General features: G+C 61.9%; 15 protein-coding genes. 9 read left to right on the forward strand and 6 right to left on the reverse strand.

The genetic code is table 11. The features are described from left to right. Window positions 1–22: 22 nt before the first annotated feature. The 3 genes from amn to HX869_RS20745 all read right to left on the reverse strand — a co-directional run bounded on the left by amn (window position 23) and on the right by HX869_RS20745 (window position 5,816). Window positions 23–1,522, reverse strand: a complete 1,500-nt coding sequence (gene amn / locus HX869_RS20735) for an AMP nucleosidase (RefSeq protein WP_172834544.1) — start codon at window positions 1,520–1,522, stop codon at window positions 23–25. 174 nt (window positions 1,523–1,696) lie between these two features. Then, on the reverse strand, window positions 1,697–3,349 hold the full coding sequence (locus HX869_RS20740) for an acyl-CoA dehydrogenase family protein (protein WP_087693593.1): 1,653 nt from the start codon (window positions 3,347–3,349) through the stop codon (window positions 1,697–1,699). An 88-nt stretch (window positions 3,350–3,437) separates the two neighbouring features. Further along, a complete protein-coding gene (locus tag HX869_RS20745; protein ID WP_178903585.1) occupies window positions 3,438–5,816 on the reverse strand; it encodes a hybrid sensor histidine kinase/response regulator in 2,379 nt (792 codons plus the stop codon). Between the two features lie 286 nt (window positions 5,817–6,102). On the opposite strand from HX869_RS20745, the gene HX869_RS20750 reads away from it, so the two are divergent. From HX869_RS20750 to HX869_RS20765, 4 genes are all read left to right on the forward strand, one after another. After that, window positions 6,103–6,900 carry a hydroxymethylpyrimidine/phosphomethylpyrimidine kinase gene (locus tag HX869_RS20750; protein ID WP_177008849.1) on the forward strand — a complete coding sequence of 266 codons (798 nt, stop codon included), beginning with the start codon at window positions 6,103–6,105 and terminating at the stop codon, window positions 6,898–6,900. An 18-nt stretch (window positions 6,901–6,918) separates the two neighbouring features. Continuing rightward, a complete protein-coding gene (gene thiE, locus HX869_RS20755; RefSeq protein ID WP_177020941.1) occupies window positions 6,919–7,542 on the forward strand; it encodes a thiamine phosphate synthase in 624 nt (207 codons plus the stop codon). A 17-nt stretch (window positions 7,543–7,559) separates the two neighbouring features. Beyond that, entirely contained in the window at window positions 7,560–8,843 is a 1,284-nt protein-coding gene (gene hemL, locus HX869_RS20760; RefSeq protein WP_003215470.1) for a glutamate-1-semialdehyde 2,1-aminomutase, read from the forward strand. 225 nt (window positions 8,844–9,068) lie between these two features. Continuing rightward, complete coding sequence (locus HX869_RS20765) at window positions 9,069–9,623, forward strand: tetratricopeptide repeat protein (RefSeq protein WP_008436585.1); 555 nt, start codon at window positions 9,069–9,071, stop codon at window positions 9,621–9,623. 129 nt (window positions 9,624–9,752) lie between these two features. Here HX869_RS20765 and HX869_RS20770 read toward each other — a convergent pair whose 3' ends face one another. Continuing rightward, complete coding sequence (locus tag HX869_RS20770) at window positions 9,753–10,079, reverse strand: DUF1820 family protein (RefSeq protein ID WP_003215457.1); 327 nt, start codon at window positions 10,077–10,079, stop codon at window positions 9,753–9,755. A 132-nt stretch (window positions 10,080–10,211) separates the two neighbouring features. Between HX869_RS20770 and miaB the strand changes: the two genes are divergently transcribed. The 5 genes from miaB to lnt all read left to right on the forward strand — a co-directional run bounded on the left by miaB (window position 10,212) and on the right by lnt (window position 15,622). After that, the gene (gene miaB, locus HX869_RS20775; protein WP_178903586.1) at window positions 10,212–11,537 is read left to right on the forward strand and encodes a tRNA (N6-isopentenyl adenosine(37)-C2)-methylthiotransferase MiaB; all 1,326 of its coding nucleotides are present in this window, start codon (window positions 10,212–10,214) and stop codon (window positions 11,535–11,537) included. Window positions 11,538–11,755: 218 nt separating this feature from the next. Further along, the gene (locus HX869_RS20780; protein ID WP_003215453.1) at window positions 11,756–12,757 is read left to right on the forward strand and encodes a PhoH family protein; all 1,002 of its coding nucleotides are present in this window, start codon (window positions 11,756–11,758) and stop codon (window positions 12,755–12,757) included. Next, window positions 12,750–13,223, forward strand: a complete 474-nt coding sequence (gene ybeY, locus HX869_RS20785) for an rRNA maturation RNase YbeY (RefSeq protein WP_003215452.1) — start codon at window positions 12,750–12,752, stop codon at window positions 13,221–13,223. Before HX869_RS20780 ends, ybeY begins: the two co-directional genes overlap by 8 nt. Window positions 13,224–13,250: 27 nt before the next feature. Continuing rightward, window positions 13,251–14,090, forward strand: coding sequence for an HlyC/CorC family transporter (locus tag HX869_RS20790; RefSeq protein WP_003215451.1), 840 nt, complete (start codon window positions 13,251–13,253; stop codon window positions 14,088–14,090). Between the two features lie 8 nt (window positions 14,091–14,098). Further along, entirely contained in the window at window positions 14,099–15,622 is a 1,524-nt protein-coding gene (gene lnt / locus HX869_RS20795) for an apolipoprotein N-acyltransferase (RefSeq protein WP_003215450.1), read from the forward strand. Window positions 15,623–15,745: 123 nt separating this feature from the next. Here the strand turns inward: lnt and HX869_RS20800 are convergent, their stop codons facing one another. Beyond that, window positions 15,746–16,507, reverse strand: a complete 762-nt coding sequence (locus HX869_RS20800; RefSeq protein ID WP_008436576.1) for a YdcF family protein — start codon at window positions 16,505–16,507, stop codon at window positions 15,746–15,748. Between the two features lie 103 nt (window positions 16,508–16,610). Next, entirely contained in the window at window positions 16,611–16,928 is a 318-nt protein-coding gene (locus HX869_RS20805; RefSeq protein ID WP_008436575.1) for a hypothetical protein, read from the reverse strand. Window positions 16,929–17,143 lie beyond the last annotated feature (215 nt).

Here is a 17,143-nt window from a genome sequence, read left to right on the forward strand (position 1 = left end):
GTTAAATAACCATCCCAACCGTTTAGCGGAACGGCGGCTCGTCGAAGCTGCGCAGTTTGCGCGAGTGCAGCGAGTTGAGTTCGGTGCGCAACAGATCCACCGCCTCGATGCCGATCTTCAAGTGCTGGCTGACCGCACGCTCATAGAACGCGTTAGCCGATCCCGGCAGCTTGATCTCGCTGTGCAGCGGTTTATCCGACACACACAGCAACGTGCCGTACGGCACCCGCAGGCGGTAGCCCTGGGCGGCGATGGTGCCGCTTTCCATGTCCACGGCCACGGCGCGGGACAGGTTGATCAGCGGACGTTCCTGGGCCCAGCGCAGCTCCCAGTTGCGGTCGTCGTAGGTCAGCACGGTGCCGGTGCGCAGGCGTTTTTTCAGCTCCTCGCCCTTCTCGCCGGTGACGTTGGCCGCGGCTTGCTGCAAGGCCATCTGCACTTCGGCCAGGGCCGGGATCGGGATGTTCGGCGGCACTACCCGGTCGAGAATCCCGTCGCGACGCATGTAGGCGTGAGCCAGCACGTAGTCACCGATGGTCTGGGATTGGCGCAGCCCGCCGCAGTGACCAATCATCAGCCAGCAATGCGGACGCAATACGGCGAGGTGGTCGGTGATGTTCTTGGCATTGGACGGGCCGACGCCGATGTTCACCAGGGTCACACCATGGCCGTCGCTGGCCTGCAAGTGGTAGGCCGGCATCTGATAACGGTGCCAGACCACGCCGGCAGCAATGGCAGACGCTTCGCCGTGGTCCATGCTCTTGTCGATGATCACATTGCCCGGCAGCACCATGCGGATAAAGCGCGGGTCGCTGCGCAACTGTTCCAGGCCATGCACGATGAATTGGTCAACGTAGCGGTGGTAGTTGGTCAGCAAAATCCACGGCTGCACATGGCGCCAGTCGCTGCCGGTGTAGTGCACCAGGCGGCGCAGGGAGAAGTCGACGCGGGCGGCATCGAACAACGCCAATGGCAGCGGGTCGGTGTTTTCCCAGTCGTACAGCCCGTCGGCGATGCCATCGGTGGCGGCAGACAGGTCGGTACTCGGGAACACCCGCGCCAGCGTGGCGGCAGTTACACCTGAGCCGGCCAGTTCGTCACCCTGCTCCACCACGTACGGGTAGGGAATGTTCTGCTGGCTGACGCCCACTTCCACCGTCACGGTGAAGTCGTGCATCAACGGCACCAGTTGCTCCAGCAGGTATTTGCGGAAGGCCGACGGATGGGTGACGGTGACGCTGTAGGTCCCCGGCAACTGAACCTTGGCATACGCCCGGGTGGTCTGTGGGACTTCGCCCTGCACCAGGTAGGTCAGGCGAAGTTCCGGGTAGCGAAACATCGCACGTTGTTCGGCGTCGGGTTCGACGCGGTCTTTGAGGTAGCGCTTGAGGGCTTGATTGAGCGCGCCAGTGGCACGCTCATGGAGAGCCGCCAGCCGATCCACGGCTTCTTCGGCGGTTTGAACGACAACAAAAGCTTCGGTCACGGTAAGCATCCTGTGTTCTGACTTGCAGGCCTTCATCTTGCCTGTATCCCTGGCGCACTGGAACACCGGAATTGGAATGCGATCAATAATGTGGGAGCGGCGGTGCGACGATTCGACTTGCTCGCGAAAGCGCTAGGTCAGTCAGCACATGTATTGGCTGATCCACCGCCTTCGCGAGCAAGCCCGCTCCCACATTTTGACCGTGTTTGTTCAGGAGAAAGGAGGTGTCGAGCGCGCGACAATCGCTTCCACATTCACACCGCGCGGCAAGGTGCCATAGACCCGGCCCGACGACTCGCCCAGTCGGCTGGCGATAAAGCCATCACTCACACTGGCATTGCCCGCCTCCAGCAGCAGCTTGGCCTGCAACGCCACCGCAATGTCCTCGGTCAATTGCCGGGCACGGTATTGGATGTCCTGGGTGTCCATGAACGCCGACTTCAACTGCTCGATATGCCGCGCCAGGTGCTTGTGGCCATGACCATCCCCCAGCTCGACAAACAGCGCCTCCAATACGCCCGGTTCTTTGGACAGGGCCCGCAGCACATCCAGGCACTGCACATTGCCGGAACCTTCCCACGTCGAGTTGACCGGCGCCTCACGGTACAAGCGCGGCAGGATACTGTCCTCGACATACCCCGCACCGCCCATGCACTCGGCGGCTTCGTTGATCATCGCGGGCGCGCGCTTGCAGATCCAGTACTTGCCCACCGCCGTCACCAGCCGGGCGAATTTGGCTTCCTGTTCGTTATCCAGGTGGTCCAGCGCGCGCCCCATGCGCATGCTCAAGGCCAGGGACGCCTCGCTTTCCAGGGCCAGGTCGGCCAGTACGTTCTGCATCAACGGTTGCTCGCTGAGCACCCGGCCACCTACCAGGCGGTGAGCGCAATGATGGCTGGCCTGGGTCAGCGCCTGGCGCATCAGGGCGCTGGAGCCGACCATGCAATCGAAGCGGGTCATCGCCACCATCTCGATGATGGTCGGTACGCCGCGCCCTTCTTCACCGATCATCCAGGCCAGCGCGCCACGAAACTCCACTTCGCTGGAAGCGTTGGAGCAGTTGCCGAGCTTGTTTTTCAGGCGCTGGATGTAGAACTCGTTGCGGGTGTCATCCGGGCGGTGCCGGGGCAGCAGGAAACAGGTCAGGCCCTTGTCGGTCTGGGCCAGGGTGAGGAAGCCATCGCACATCGGCGCGGAGCAGAACCACTTGTGCCCCACCAGCTCATACGCCTGGCCCGGGCCGCCGGCGCCCACCGGGTAAGCGCGGGTGGTGTTGGCGCGCACGTCGGTGCCACCCTGTTTCTCGGTCATGGCCATGCCGATGGTGGCGCCGGCCTTGTGGGCGATGCCGACGTTGCGCGGGTCGTATTCGGTGGCGAGGATTTTCGGCAGCCAGGTTTCAGCCAGGTCTGGCTGCAGGCGCAGGGCCGGGACGCAGGCGAACGTCATGGTCAGCGGGCAGCCGGTACCGGCTTCGGCCTGGCTGTGCAGGTAGGTCATCGCCGCGCGGGCCACATGGGCGCCGGATTGCGGATGGGCCCACGGCAACGACGGCAGGCCGTGTTCGACGGCGGTGCGCATCAGTTCGTGGTAGGCCGGATGAAACTCCACCAGGTCGATGCGATGGCCAAACCGGTCATGGCTGTTGAACACCGGTTTGTTCTGGTTGGCCAGGAACCCGGCTTCCATCAGCGGCCCGCCCGCCAGCGCACCATAGGTGTCGATGCGCTGCTCGGCCCAGCCGGCGCCGAAGCGCCGCGACCAGTCTTGCAGCGGCAAGTCGATACGGTACAGGTTGGTGCCGTCCAGGGACGGTGGCTGGTTGGTGACGTCGTGGGTTTCGGCGAACTGGTGCAGGTGCATGACGGGCCTCCTGAAAAAAGGCCACGTTGATTGAGGCCTGAATTTCAGTTAAGCACCGTCACCCGGGTTAAAAAAGTGGCATAAACGCCTAATTGGCGGCGCTTTCACCCTCAACCATATGCAACAACCGCAGTTGCAGCACCTGTTGCAGGGCCTCGAAACGTACCGGCTTGGCCACTCGGTCGGTGATACCCACGCCGTGGCAGCGCTCGCGTTCCGGGGCTTGTAACGAGGTGCTCAAGGCGATCACCGGCAGCTCACCACAGCCGGGCAACGCACGGATCTGGCAGCACAGCGAAAAGCCGCCCTCCGGCACATCCAGCAACACTGCGTCGAAGGTATGACTCTGCAGCAACGCCAGGGCGGCCGGCCCATTGTCGACGGTTTTCACCCGATAACCGAGCTTGAGCAACATGCCGCGCACCACCAGTTGCGCCACGCTGTTGTCGTCCACCAGCAGCACCGTGCACTCCTGCGGCGTGCGTTGCGCTTGCGGTACTCGCCGCACGGCAGCGGGTTCGGGCTGGACGGGGCTGACCGCAAGCTCCAGCTGGAAGCGACTGCCGCGCCGCGGCTCGGAATTGTGGGTGAGGCGCCCACCGAGCAACTCGATCAATTGCCGGCAGATCGCCAGGCCGATGCCCATGCCGCCGTATTGGCGAGTGGTCGAGCCATCGAGCTGGAAGAAGCGCTGATACAGGGTCGCCTCATCGAGGTAGGCGAAGCCGATGCCGGTGTCAGTGACAATGAAGGTCAGGCGCAGCGTTCCGTCCGCCTGGGGCACACCGACCACCCGCACACGCACCGAGCCCTCGTGGGTGAACTTGAAGGCATTGTCCAACAGGCAATCCAGGCACTGCGCCAGCTTGCCGGGATCACCGTTGATGCGGTCCGGCAGGTCTTCTGCCAGATCAATGGAGAACGCCAACCCTTTGTTCTGGGCGCTGGCCGCGAACTGCTGGCGCAAGGTGTCGAGCAGCCCACGCAGGCTGAACACTTGGGGTTGCGGGCTGAGGCGCCCGGCCTGCAATTCGGTGAGGGTGAGGATGCCGTTGACCATGCGCATCATCTCGCGGGCCGCACCGGAGGCGGTTTGATGGTACTGCGCGAGGTCGCCTGGCAGCGGCTCGGTCTGCATCAATTCCAGGGAGCCGATCACACCGTTCATCGGCGTGCGCAGCTCGTGGGTCAAGGTGGCGAGGAATTCATCCTTGAGCTGGTTGCTGTGGGCCAGTTGCGTGTTGAGCACTTCGAGTTTCTGGCTGGCGTCGAACAGGATTTGCGCCTGTTGCTCGCGCATCGAATTGATCCGGTCGGCCAGCGCCAGGGACAGCAAGGCCACTTCCAGTGCCGAGCCGATCTGGCTGGCGTACATCGTGAGGAACACATTGGGCAGGTAGCCCAGCACCATCATCGTATTGACTACACCGCCCAGCAGGAACGCGGTCCAGGCGATGATGAAGTATCGCGCCATGCGCTGGCCGCAATACCAGGCCTTGATGGCCGCGACGAAGATGGTCACGGTAAAGACCAGCGCCAGGGCGGTGGCCAGGCGCAGCGCCAGCGCATAACTGGTGAACAGTGCCAGCACCATCACCACCCCGCCGCTGACCGCCAGGGCCAGCAACAGCCGGTTGATCCAGCGACTGTAAAGCGCGGTGTGCAGGAAACTGCGGGCAAAGAGGCTGCCGAACAGCGCCGCCGAACCGATCAGGAAGGGCACCGCCGCGTTCGCCCACCACGGGTTATTCGGCCAGAAATACTGCACGGCCACGCCGTTCACCGACAGCTGATACAGGCCGAACGAGGCGATATAGAGGATGTAATAGAGGTAGCTGGTGTCGCGCACGCTCAGGTAGATGAACAGGTTGTAGATCAGCATGCCGAGCAACACGCCGTAGATCACACCCAGCACGTACAGGCGCAATGGCTGTTCTTCGAGGTACGCGGTGGTGGACCAGAGGGTCAGCGGTGCCTGGATCGAGCCCTGGCTTTGCAGGCGCAGGTACAGGGTTTCCTGCTGGCCAGGGACGAAGTCGAGCTTGAACAGGTAGTTGCTCTGGCGGATTTCGCGGCTGGAAAACGGCAGGATGCTGCCGGTGCGCGACACCAGTCGATAGTTGCCGACACTGTCAGGCTCGTACAGCTCCAGTTGGTTCAGCGGCGGGTAAGCCAGTTCCAGCAGCCAGCGGCGCGGGGCATCCGGGCGCTGTGCGCGGTAATGCAAATCGACCTTGAGCCAGAACACCGAGCGCGAATAGCCGGCATTCAATGTGGCTTTGTCGTGGGTCTTGAAACGACTGGCGAGGACCGGCGAGCTGATATCGCCAATGGTCAGGGCGCCACTGGGGTCCTCAAGGACTTGCATCACTTGGCCCAGGGGCAACCGCGTGGTGGTCTCGTTGAACTCGACTGCGCCGGCCAGCATCGGCAGCCCGGTCAACAGTAACATCAGCAAATAGCGCATAGAGCCCCAGCGTGACCTGTCCGGTTATGTCAAAAGCCTCCATTCCTTTTGAGCAGACGTAAACCGGCGATACAGTTATTGGTTTGAATCCACTCTAGCATAGCCATTACAGGCCAAAAGACACCATTGAAATAATTTTTTGAAAGGCTCTAGAGCGGGCATTACAGGGCATTTGACCTGTATTTCAAGGTGATAGCAAACAGCCATTTCCACCTTCCCCTCCGCTAAAAATTCAACCATCGCCCGACAGCCACCCAAAAAGCGTTTGGTGGTAAGCTCGCGCACCATGAATATCTACAGCTCTCGCCCCGTTGTCCTCTGTCTCTCCGGCCATGATCCCAGTGGTGGCGCCGGCTTGCAGGCAGATATCGAAGCCCTGCTCGCCCAGGGCTGTCATGCGGCCCCGGCCGTCACCGCGCTGACTGTGCAGAACACCGTCAACGTCAGCGATTTCCGCGTGCTGGATCGCGAGTGGGTGCTGGCCCAGGCCAACGCCGTGCTCGGTGACTCCGAAGTGGCCGCGGTGAAACTGGGCATGCTCGGTTCCCTGGAGATGGTCGACACCGTGGTCGAACTGCTCAAGGCGCACCCGCATTTGCCGGTGGTCTGCGACCCGGTGCTGCGTGCCGGCGGCGGCGGCAGCCTGGGCAAGGACGAGGTCGGCTACGCCATGCGCGAGCGGCTGTTGCCGCTGTCGATGATCGCCACCCCCAACCTGCCTGAAGCACGCATCCTCGCCGAATTGCCCGAGGGCACGGCGGACGAATGCGCAGCGAAACTGCTGCCGTTCATCAAGCACCTGCTGATCACCGGCGGCCATGGCGACGAGCACGAAGTGCACAACCGCCTCTACAGCCGCGACGGCACGCACCAGACCTTTACCTGCCAGCGCCTGCCCGGCAGTTACCACGGTTCGGGCTGCACCCTGGCCAGCGCGCTGGCCGGTCGGTTGGCACAAGGCGAAGGGTTGGTCAGCGCGGTGCAATCGGCCCTCAACTACACTTGGCGCACCCTGCGTGACGCTGAACAACTCGGCCAGGGGCAATTCGTGCCTCGTCGTCTGCCGTTGGATTTCTGCTCGTAACACCAAGAGGCCTGCCCGATGAAACTACGTGGCCTTTATGCCATTACCGACAGCCAACTGTTGGCCGGCAAGTTCCTGGCCTACGTCGAAGCGGCGTTGGACGGTGGCGTGACCCTGCTGCAATACCGCGATAAAAGCAGCGACGAAGCGCGCCGCCTGCGGGAAGCCGAAAAACTGCGGGAGCTGTGCTCGCGCTACAAGACCCAACTGATCATCAACGATGACGCCGAACTGGCCGCACGCCTCGGCGTCGGCGTGCATCTGGGCCAGACCGACGGCCCGCTGACCCCGGCCCGTGCGCTGCTCGGATCCAAGGCGATCATCGGCTCCACCTGCCACAGCCAGATCGAACTGGCCGAGCAGGCTGCCCGCGAAGGTGCCAGTTATGTCGCCTTCGGCCGCTTCTTCAATTCCAACACCAAGCCCGGCGCGCCGGCAGCCACCGTTGAACTGCTGGCCCAGGCCCGCGCGCGGTTGCACCTGCCGATCTGCGTGATCGGCGGCATCACCCTGGAAAACGCCGAGCCGCTGGTGGCCCACGGTGCCGACTTGCTGGCAGTGGTCCACGGCCTGTTTGGTGCCGACAGCACCCAGGAAGTCACGCGCCGCGCCCGCGCTTTCAACGATCTTCTAAAATCTTGAATTCAGAGAACACGATCATGTCCCGTTCCGAAACCCTGTTTGCCAATGCCCAGAAACACATCCCCGGCGGTGTGAACTCTCCCGTGCGAGCGTTCAAGAGCGTTGGCGGCACCCCACTGTTCTTCAAGCATGCCGAAGGCGCCTACGTCACCGACGAAGATGACAAGCGCTACGTCGACTACGTGGGTTCGTGGGGCCCGATGATCCTCGGCCACAGCCATCCGGAAGTACTGGACGCGGTGCGCCAGCAGCTGCAACACGGCCTTTCCTATGGCGCACCGACCGCCATGGAAACCGAGATGGCTGACCTGGTGTGCTCCATCGTGCCCTCCATGGAGATGGTGCGGATGGTCAGCTCCGGCACCGAAGCCACCATGAGCGCGATTCGCCTGGCCCGTGGGTTTACCGGCCGCGACAGCATCATCAAGTTCGAAGGCTGCTACCACGGCCACTCCGACAGCCTGCTGGTCAAGGCCGGTTCCGGTGCACTGACCCAGGGCGTACCGAGCTCCGCCGGGGTGCCGGCCGCGTTCGCCAAACACACCCTGACCCTGCCGTTCAACGACATCGCTGCCGTCGAGCAGATGCTCAGCGAAGTCGGCCAGGAAGTGGCGTGCATCATCGTCGAGCCGGTGGCCGGCAACATGAACTGCGTGCCGCCGGCGCCGGGCTTCCTGGAAGGCCTGCGGGAACAGTGCGACAAGCACGGCGTAGTGCTGATTTTTGATGAAGTGATGACCGGCTTCCGCGTTGCCCTCGGCGGCGCCCAGGCTTACTACGGCGTCACGCCGGACCTGAGCACCTTCGGCAAGATCATCGGCGGCGGCATGCCGGTGGGCTGCTTCGGCGGCAAGCGCGAAATCATGCAACACATCGCGCCGCTGGGCCCGGTGTACCAGGCAGGCACCCTGTCGGGTAACCCGCTGGCCATGGCCGCCGGCCTGACCACCCTGCGCCTGATCAGCCGCCCGGGCTTCCACGCCGAGCTGACCGACTACACCACGCGCCTGCTGGACGGCCTGCAACAGCGCGCCGATGCCGCCGGCATTCCGTTCGTGACCACCCAGGCGGGCGGCATGTTCGGCCTGTACTTCAGCGGCGCCGACGACATCGTCACCTTCGACGATGTGATGGGCAGCGATGCCGACCTGTTCAAGCGCTTCTTCCACCTGATGCTGGAAGGTGGCGTGTACCTCGCCCCGAGCGCTTTTGAAGCCGGCTTCACCTCGATCGCCCATGGTGATGCCGAGCTGAAACTGACCCTCGATGCCGCCGAGCGCGCCTTCGCCGCCTTGAAATAAGCGGATCAAAAATCAGGCGCCGCCCCTGGCGGCGTCAGATTTGCTACTTTGCTTACAGGCATTTCCGTCTTTTTTCGAGAATTCACCTGCAATCCGGCAGATAACTTGCCCACGCAGCAGAAAAACGAGTAAAGACTTTGTAAGCAGGTGCCTGCTTATTTCATAATGCGCGCTTATTGGATCCCCCCGTGGGTCCCGCGCCCCGTCAGAGGTAAGTCGATTCCCATGAAACGCACCGGCCGCACCCTGGTTCTGGGCTGCCTGTTGCTCCTTCAGCCGCTGCTGGCGTATGCCCAGGCAGGCGGCAACTCGTTGTTAATCCCAGCGATGGGTCGTTGCACCCTCAATACCCAGCCGGAAAGCCAGGCCGAAGCCCTGAGCGCGTGCCAGAAACAGGCCGATGGCGGGGATGCGCAGGCGCAATACGAGTTGGGCGAGTACTTCTACGACAGTAAAAACCCCGCACGCGACCTCAACAAAGCCTTGAGCTACTTCGAGAAAGCCTCGTTGCAGGGCCACGCGCAGGCGCAATTCCAGCTGGGCACCATGTTTTTCCACGGCGAAGGCGTACCGGCCAATAACGTCCAGGCGTACATCGTGCTGAAAATGGCGGCGGTGAACGGCGCCGAAGATGCACTGGACACGGCCGACGAAGTGGCCGAACACATGCAGCGCGACGAACTGGAAGTGGCTACCCAAGTGCTGGGACAGATTTTCCGCAACTACCTGCAGGAACTGCAGAGCGCAGATGGCAGCTCGCCGTTTTCGCCGCTGCCCTGAGTTTTGTAGCGCCTTTACTACCGCCTTCGCGAGCAAGCCCGCTCCCACATTCGACTGTATTCCAAAGGTGGAACTCGGTCGAATGTGAGAGCGGGCTTGCTCGCGAAGGGGTCGGCGCGGTGTTAAGCCTTACTTCTCAGGCATCGGCATCGGAAACGGCATGACATTGCTCATGCCCCGGGCCTCGCTGATTTTCGGCGTGCCCAGGCGCTCGACTTCGTCGATGCGCACGATCGAATGCATCGGCACAAAACTGCGCACCACGCCTTCGAACTGAGCCTTGAGTTTTTCCTCGCCCGGGTCGACGACCAGCTGCGTGCGCTCGCCAAAGACGAACTCTTCCACTTCCAGGAAGCCCCACAGATCACTTTGATAGATCTGCTTGGCGTACATTTCGAACACCTGGCCCTGGTTAAGGAAAATCACCTTGTAGATTGGAGCTTCACGTTTGGTCATGGTGGGCGGGTAACACATCGGGGGATTTAAAAGAGGGCGCGAACTATAGCATGGCGTCCGATGCACAGTGCTAGGAACCTATCGGCATGCCCCCTATAATGCGCGGTTCTTTACCACCAGTTGACGATCCCCATGGCCAAGAAGCTTTACATCGAAACCCACGGTTGCCAGATGAACGAGTACGACAGCTCGCGCATGGTCGATCTGCTGGGTGAACATCAGGCCCTGGAAGTCACCGCTCGCGCTGAAGACGCCGACGTGATCCTGCTCAATACCTGCTCGATCCGCGAGCGGGCCCAGGACCGGGTCTACTCGCAGCTGGGCCGCTGGCGTGAACTGAAACTGGCCAACCCGGACATGGTGATCGCCGTCGGCGGTTGCGTGGCCAGCCAGGAAGGCGCCGCCATTCGTGACCGCGCACCGTACGTCGACGTGGTCTTCGGCCCGCAGACCCTGCACCGCCTGCCGGAAATGATCGACGCCGCGCGCATCACCAAGCTGCCGCAAGTCGACGTCTCGTTCCCGGAAATCGAAAAATTCGACCATTTGCCCGAGCCGCGCATCGACGGCCCAAGCGCTTATGTGTCGGTAATGGAAGGCTGCAGCAAGTACTGCACCTTCTGCGTGGTGCCCTACACCCGCGGCGAAGAAGTCAGTCGCCCGTTCGACGACGTGCTGGCAGAGATCATTCACCTGGCCGAGAACGGCGTGCGTGAAGTGACCCTGCTGGGACAGAACGTCAACGGATACCGTGGCCAGACCCACGACGGGCGCCTGGCAGACCTCGCAGAATTGATCCGCGTAGTGGCTGCCGTCGACGGGATCGAGCGGATTCGCTACACCACCTCGCACCCGCTGGAGTTCTCCGACAGCCTGATCCAGGCCCACGCCGAAGTGCCGGAGCTGGTCAAGCACCTGCACTTGCCGGTGCAATCGGGCTCGGACCGCATTCTCTCGGCCATGAAGCGCAACCACACCGCCCTGGAATACAAATCCAAATTGCGCAAATTGCGTGCGGCGGTGCCGGGGATCTGCATCAGCTCGGACTTTATCGTCGGCTTCCCAGGGGAAACCGAGAAAGATTTCCAGCAGACCATGAAGTTGATCGAAGACGTCGGCTTCGACTTCTCCTACTCCTTCATCTACAGCCAGCGCCCGGGCACTCCGGCGGCTGACCTGCTCGACGAAACCCCGGAAGCGTTGAAGAAGGAGCGTTTGAACGCCCTGCAACATCGCCTCAACCAGCAGGGTTTCGAGATCAGCCGACAGATGGTGGGCTCGACCCAGCGCATCCTGGTGACCGACTACTCGAAAAAAGACCCTGGCGAATTGCAGGGCCGGACCGAGAACAACCGGATCGTCAACTTCCGCTGTGATAATCCGACGCTGATCGGGCAGTTCGCCGACGTGCACATCGACGCGGCACAACCGCACTCGCTGCGCGGTTCGCTGGTGTAACAATAATTCGGCCACCGGGAACCAATGTGGGAGCGGGCTTGCTCGCGAAGGCGGTGTATCAGGCAACGAACAGGCTGACTGCCCCATCGCATTCGCGAGCAAGCCCGCTCCCACATTAGAACGGTGCCAGCTTCGGGATATATAAGTGCTTTCGCACGCAGCCTGCTGGCGTTATCCTTGATTTCATCTTAATTGCCCCAGGGCGGCTAAAAACGACCTTGAACGCACCCATAGAACCACATCGTTTTCTCCTCGAGCCCTTTGAGGCTCGCCGTTTCGCCAATCTGTGCGGACAGTTCGACGAGCACCTGCGCCTGATCGAACAACGCCTGAGCATCGAGATCCGCAACCGCGGCAATCAATTCGAGCTGATTGGTGAACCCCAGCACACCACCTCGGCAGAAAACCTTCTGCGCCGCCTCTACCGGGAAACCAAAGGTAGCGAGCTGTCGCCGGAAACGGTGCACCTGTACCTGCAGGAATCCGCCGTGGAGGACCTGGCCAACAACCCGGTAGCCGAAGCCAGCGTCGCGTTGCGCACCAAGAAAGGCATGATTCGCCCTCGCGGCTTGAACCAGCAGCGCTACGTCAAAGAGATCCTGGGCAACGACATCAACTTCGGCATCGGCCCTGCCGGTACCGGCAAGACCTACCTGGCCGTGGCCTGCGCGGTCGACGCCCTGGAGCGCGAGCAGGTGCGACGCATCCTGCTGGTGCGTCCGGCGGTGGAAGCCGGCGAGAAGCTGGGCTTTTTGCCCGGCGACCTGGCCCAGAAGATCGACCCGTACCTGCGCCCGCTCTACGACGCGCTCTACGAGATGCTCGGCTTCGAATACGTGGCCAAGCTGATCGAGCGCCAGGTGATCGAGATCGCCCCGCTGGCCTACATGCGTGGCCGTACGCTGAACAACAGCTTCATCATTCTCGACGAAAGCCAGAACACCACCGTTGAACAGATGAAGATGTTCCTGACCCGGATCGGTTTCGGCTCCACCGCCGTGATCACCGGCGACGTCACCCAGGTCGACCTGCCCAAAGGCACCAAGTCGGGCCTGGCCCAGGTGATCGACGTACTCAAGGACGTGCCGGGGATCAGCTTCACGCACTTCATGCCCAAAGACGTGGTACGTCACCCGTTGGTGCAGCGCATTGTCGAAGCCTACGAGCGCTTCGAACACCGCGACGACCAACCGGCCAAGGACACTCGCCGCGATGCTTGAGCTTGACCTGCAGCTGGCCACCGAAGCGCCCGCCCCCAGCGAAGAACAGTTCCGCCAGTGGTGCACCCTGGCCCTGCGCCAGCGCACCGCCGACTCGGAGCTGACCATTCGCCTGGTGGACGAGCCCGAAGGCCGTGAACTGAATCACACCTGGCGACAAAAAGACTACGCGACCAACGTGCTGTCGTTTCCCGCCGACGTACCCGATGAGCTGCTAGATATCCCGTTGCTGGGCGACCTGGTGATCTGCGTCGAAGTGGTCGAGCGTGAAGCAAAGGAACAGGGCAAGGAACTTGAGGCCCATTGGGCCCATCTAGTCATCCACGGCTGCTTGCATCTCTTGGGTTACGACCATATAGACGATGACGAAGCCGAAGAAATGGAAGCACTGGAACGAACGTTGCTTGCAGAACTGGGTCATCGTGACCCGTATGCAGACGACGAAATTGCAACTACACCTAACTGAAACAATAAAGGATTTAGAGTAATCGCTATGAGCGAAGACCGATCGAGCAACGGGCAAAAGTCATGGCTGGGGAAACTCACCCAGGCCTTTGCCCACGAGCCGAAAAACCGCCAGGAGCTGCTGGAGCTGCTGCGCGAGGCGCATCAGAACAAGTTGCTGGACAGTGAAGCGCTGGCCATCGTCGAAGGCGCCATCCAGGTAGCTGACCTGCAAGTACGGGACATCATGGTTCCGCGCTCGCAGATGGTCAGCATCAAGGCTACCCAGACCCCTCGGGAATTCCTCCCGGCCGTGATCGACTCGGCGCACTCGCGCTACCCGGTGATCGGCGAAAGCCATGACGACGTCATGGGCGTCCTGCTGGCCAAGGACCTGCTGCCGCTGATCCTCAAGGAGAACGGCGACAGCTTCAACATCAAGGACCTGCTGCGTCCTGCCACCTTCGTCCCTGAATCCAAGCGCCTGAATGTGCTGTTGCGCGAATTTCGTGCGAACCACAATCACATGGCCATCGTGATTGACGAATACGGCGGTGTGGCCGGCCTCGTGACCATCGAAGACGTGCTGGAACAGATCGTCGGTGACATCGAAGACGAACACGATGTGGAAGAAGACAGCTACATCAAGCCGCTGCCCAGCGGTGACTTCCTGGTCAAGGCCCTGACGCCGATCGAGAACTTCAACGAGTTCTTCGACAGCGAATTCTCCGACGATGAATTCGACACGGTTGGCGGCCTGGTGATGAGTGCGTTCGGGCATCTGCCCAAGCGTAACGAGACCACCGAGATCGGTGCCTATCGCTTCCGCATCCTGAATGCCGACAGCCGCCGTATTCACTTGATCCGTTTGACACCTATTGCCCGCTAAGGACTGACATGCGCCGTATGATTGCACCCGGCTGGCCCGGTAACTTGCTGGCCGTGGTGGCCGGCGCCATCACCACCCTGGCGCTGGCGCCGTTCGACCTCTGGCCGTTTGCGCTGGTGGCGGCCGGGTTCTTTTATGCGGGATTGCGTGAACTGACACCGCGCCAGGCCTTGTGGCGCGGCTGGTGTTTCGGTTTCGGCCTGTTTGGCGCCGGTACCAGCTGGATCTACTACAGCATTCACCACTTCGGCGGCGCTTCGGTGTTGCTGGCGGGCATGCTGATGCTGGCGTTTACGGCGGCCATTGCCTGGTTCTTTGCCCTGCCCGCCTGGCTGTGGGCGCGCTGGCTGCGCCGCAACGAAGCGCCACTGGCCGATGCCCTGGCCTTCGCGGCCTTGTGGGTTGGCCAGGAAGCGTTTCGCGGCTGGTTCCTCACCGGTTTTCCCTGGCTCTATTCCGGTTACAGCCAGCTCGACGGTCCTCTCACCGGCCTCGCGCCGCTGGGCGGGATGTGGCTGATATCCTTTGCCCTGGCGCTGACCGCCGCACTGATCTGCAACCTGCCGCGTCTGCTGGCGGCTAAGCGCAACCTGTTCATCGGTGCCGGCTTGCTGTTGTTGGTGGCGCCATGGGCCATCGGCCTGGCACTCAAGCATCATGCATGGACCACCCCCGCCGGCGCGCCGCTGACCGTGGCAGCCGTCCAGGGCAACGTCGAACAAAGCATGAAGTGGGACCCGGAGCAGCTCAATGCGCAGCTCGCGCTGTACCGCGACATGAGCTTCAGCTCCAAGCCTGTCGACCTGCTGGTATGGCCGGAAACCGCCGTGCCGGTGCTCAAGGAATCCGTGGAGGGTTACCTGGGCATGATGGGCAAGTTCGCCGCTGACCGGCACACTGCGCTGATCACCGGTGTACCGATCCGCCAGGAAGTGCATCACCACAAGCGCTTCTTCAACGGCATCACGGTGGTGGGCGAAGGCGACGGCACCTACCTGAAGCAGAAGCTGGTGCCGTTTGGCGAGTACGTGCCGCTGCAGGACATGTTGCGCGGCTTGATCGCGTTCTTTGACCTGCCGATGTCGGACTTCGCCCGCGGGCCGTCCGACCAGGCTTTGCTGCAAGCCAAGGGCTATCAGATTGCGCCGTTCATTTGCTATGAAGTGGTGTACCCGGAGTTCGCCGCCGGCCTGTCGGCCCGCAGCGATTTGTTGCTGACCATCAGCAACGACACCTGGTTCGGCCGCTCCATCGGCCCGCTGCAACATTTGCAGATGGCCCAGATGCGCGCCCTGGAAGCCGGGCGCTGGATGATTCGCGCCACCAACAACGGCGTCACCGGGCTGATCAACCCGTACGGGCAGATCACCGTGCAGATCCCGCAGTTTGAACGCGGGATTCTCTACGGCGAGGTCGTGCCGATGCACAACCTCACGCCTTACCTGGAATGGCGTTCCTGGCCGTTGATCATCCTGTGCCTTGGCCTGTTTGGCTGGGCGCTGTTGGCGGGCCGGATGTCCAAAACGGTTTAACAGAAATACTCGGACAACAATGTGGGAGCGGGCTTGCTCGCGAATGCGGTCTGTCAGTTAAAGCACCAGTGACTGACACACTGCATTCGCGAGCAAGCCCGCTCCCACATTTGACCTGCGGTATTACCTGTAAAACATCCGGTAGCCCACCTGCCCCACCGCTTCATTCAGCAACTGCCCGCTCTGCCATACCGACTTGAACTCCGGCATCCAGCCCCCCAATGGCCGGGCATTGTCCAAACCAAGAAACCCCACTGGCGCCGGAACAACCGTGAACCCGGCCTTTTCGAAGCTCCAGCGCGAGCGCGGCATATGCCAGGCCTGAGTCACGACCACCACACGCTTGATCCCCTGCGGCAGCAGAATCTCGGCACTCATCTGCGCGTTTTCCCACGTGGTACGGCTGCGCTCTTCCTTCCAGCGCACGCTCACGCCAAAGTCATCCTGCATCGATACCGCCATCAACTCCGCCTCGCTGGGCGGTGTGCCGTAGTGCAAGCCGCCGGTGGTCAGCACCGGCAAGCCCGAAGCCTTGGCCAGGCGGGCTGCATAGCGCTGGCGCTCAAGGCCGATACCCGTCGGCTGATCGGAGCCCCACGCCGGATCCCCGCGCTCACGCCCCGAGCCCAACACCACGATGGCATCAGCCCGCTGCGCCAGGGTCGCCCATTCATCACGGGCCAGAGGCGGCTCGGTCTCCAGGGCCTTTGCGCCCCATTGAACCGCCACCGGCAGGCTCATCAGCCACATCCCGCCAAACCCCAGGGCAAAGCACACGGCCGCCAGCCGCGGTCGGCTGCGACGAAACCACCAGGCAAGGGCCAGCAACAGCAACAGGATGCCGGGCGGCAACAACAATTGTTTAATGAAATAGCGAATAGGCATCGGGCATCTCCAAAGATGCCCGAAGCCTAAGGTGTAACGGGGTTAAGCGACAATCTTTACAGGAACAGACGCTGAGAAGGCTACAGATCACTAACGCGGTACTTCACTTGAAACGCACGGACCGGAGTTTTTCCGGGCTGCGACCGGCCGAAAAATCCTTGAGCCATACCACCTTGGCCGATCGCGAAAACTCCTGGGCTGGCGGGGAGGCCATGCCATGGGACGCGCGATGCTCATTCAATTCCAGATACACCCTGATCACGTCCAGCTCTGCCTGGCTCAAGCCACGCAGTTCCAACTCCAGAGGCCGTTCATCACACAATCGGCCTGCGGTTTTTGCTGCATCCAGTGCTCGACCCAAACGGTCGATCAGTCCTTCGTACACCTGCGGTTTCGTTAAAGTTCGCTGCGAATCAACCATCCCTCACCTCATTGAAGATAAGACTCACTCCCCACTAAACAGCGTAGTCCTGCTTGCCCTGCCTGCCTGGCGCCGCGACCAACGGCCTCGGCGGCGCAATCAGGGTTTCCCTCGATAGAGTGGGGTCATGTATGCTACGGCGCTTCCTGTAACTCCACTTCCCGCAGGGTTTGGGCACGGACGCGCCGCTTTTTGGTGTCGATCAACCTGAACGT

This window comes from Pseudomonas sp. P7779 (assembly GCF_013386315.1).
Lineage (GTDB): Bacteria > Pseudomonadota > Gammaproteobacteria > Pseudomonadales > Pseudomonadaceae > Aquipseudomonas.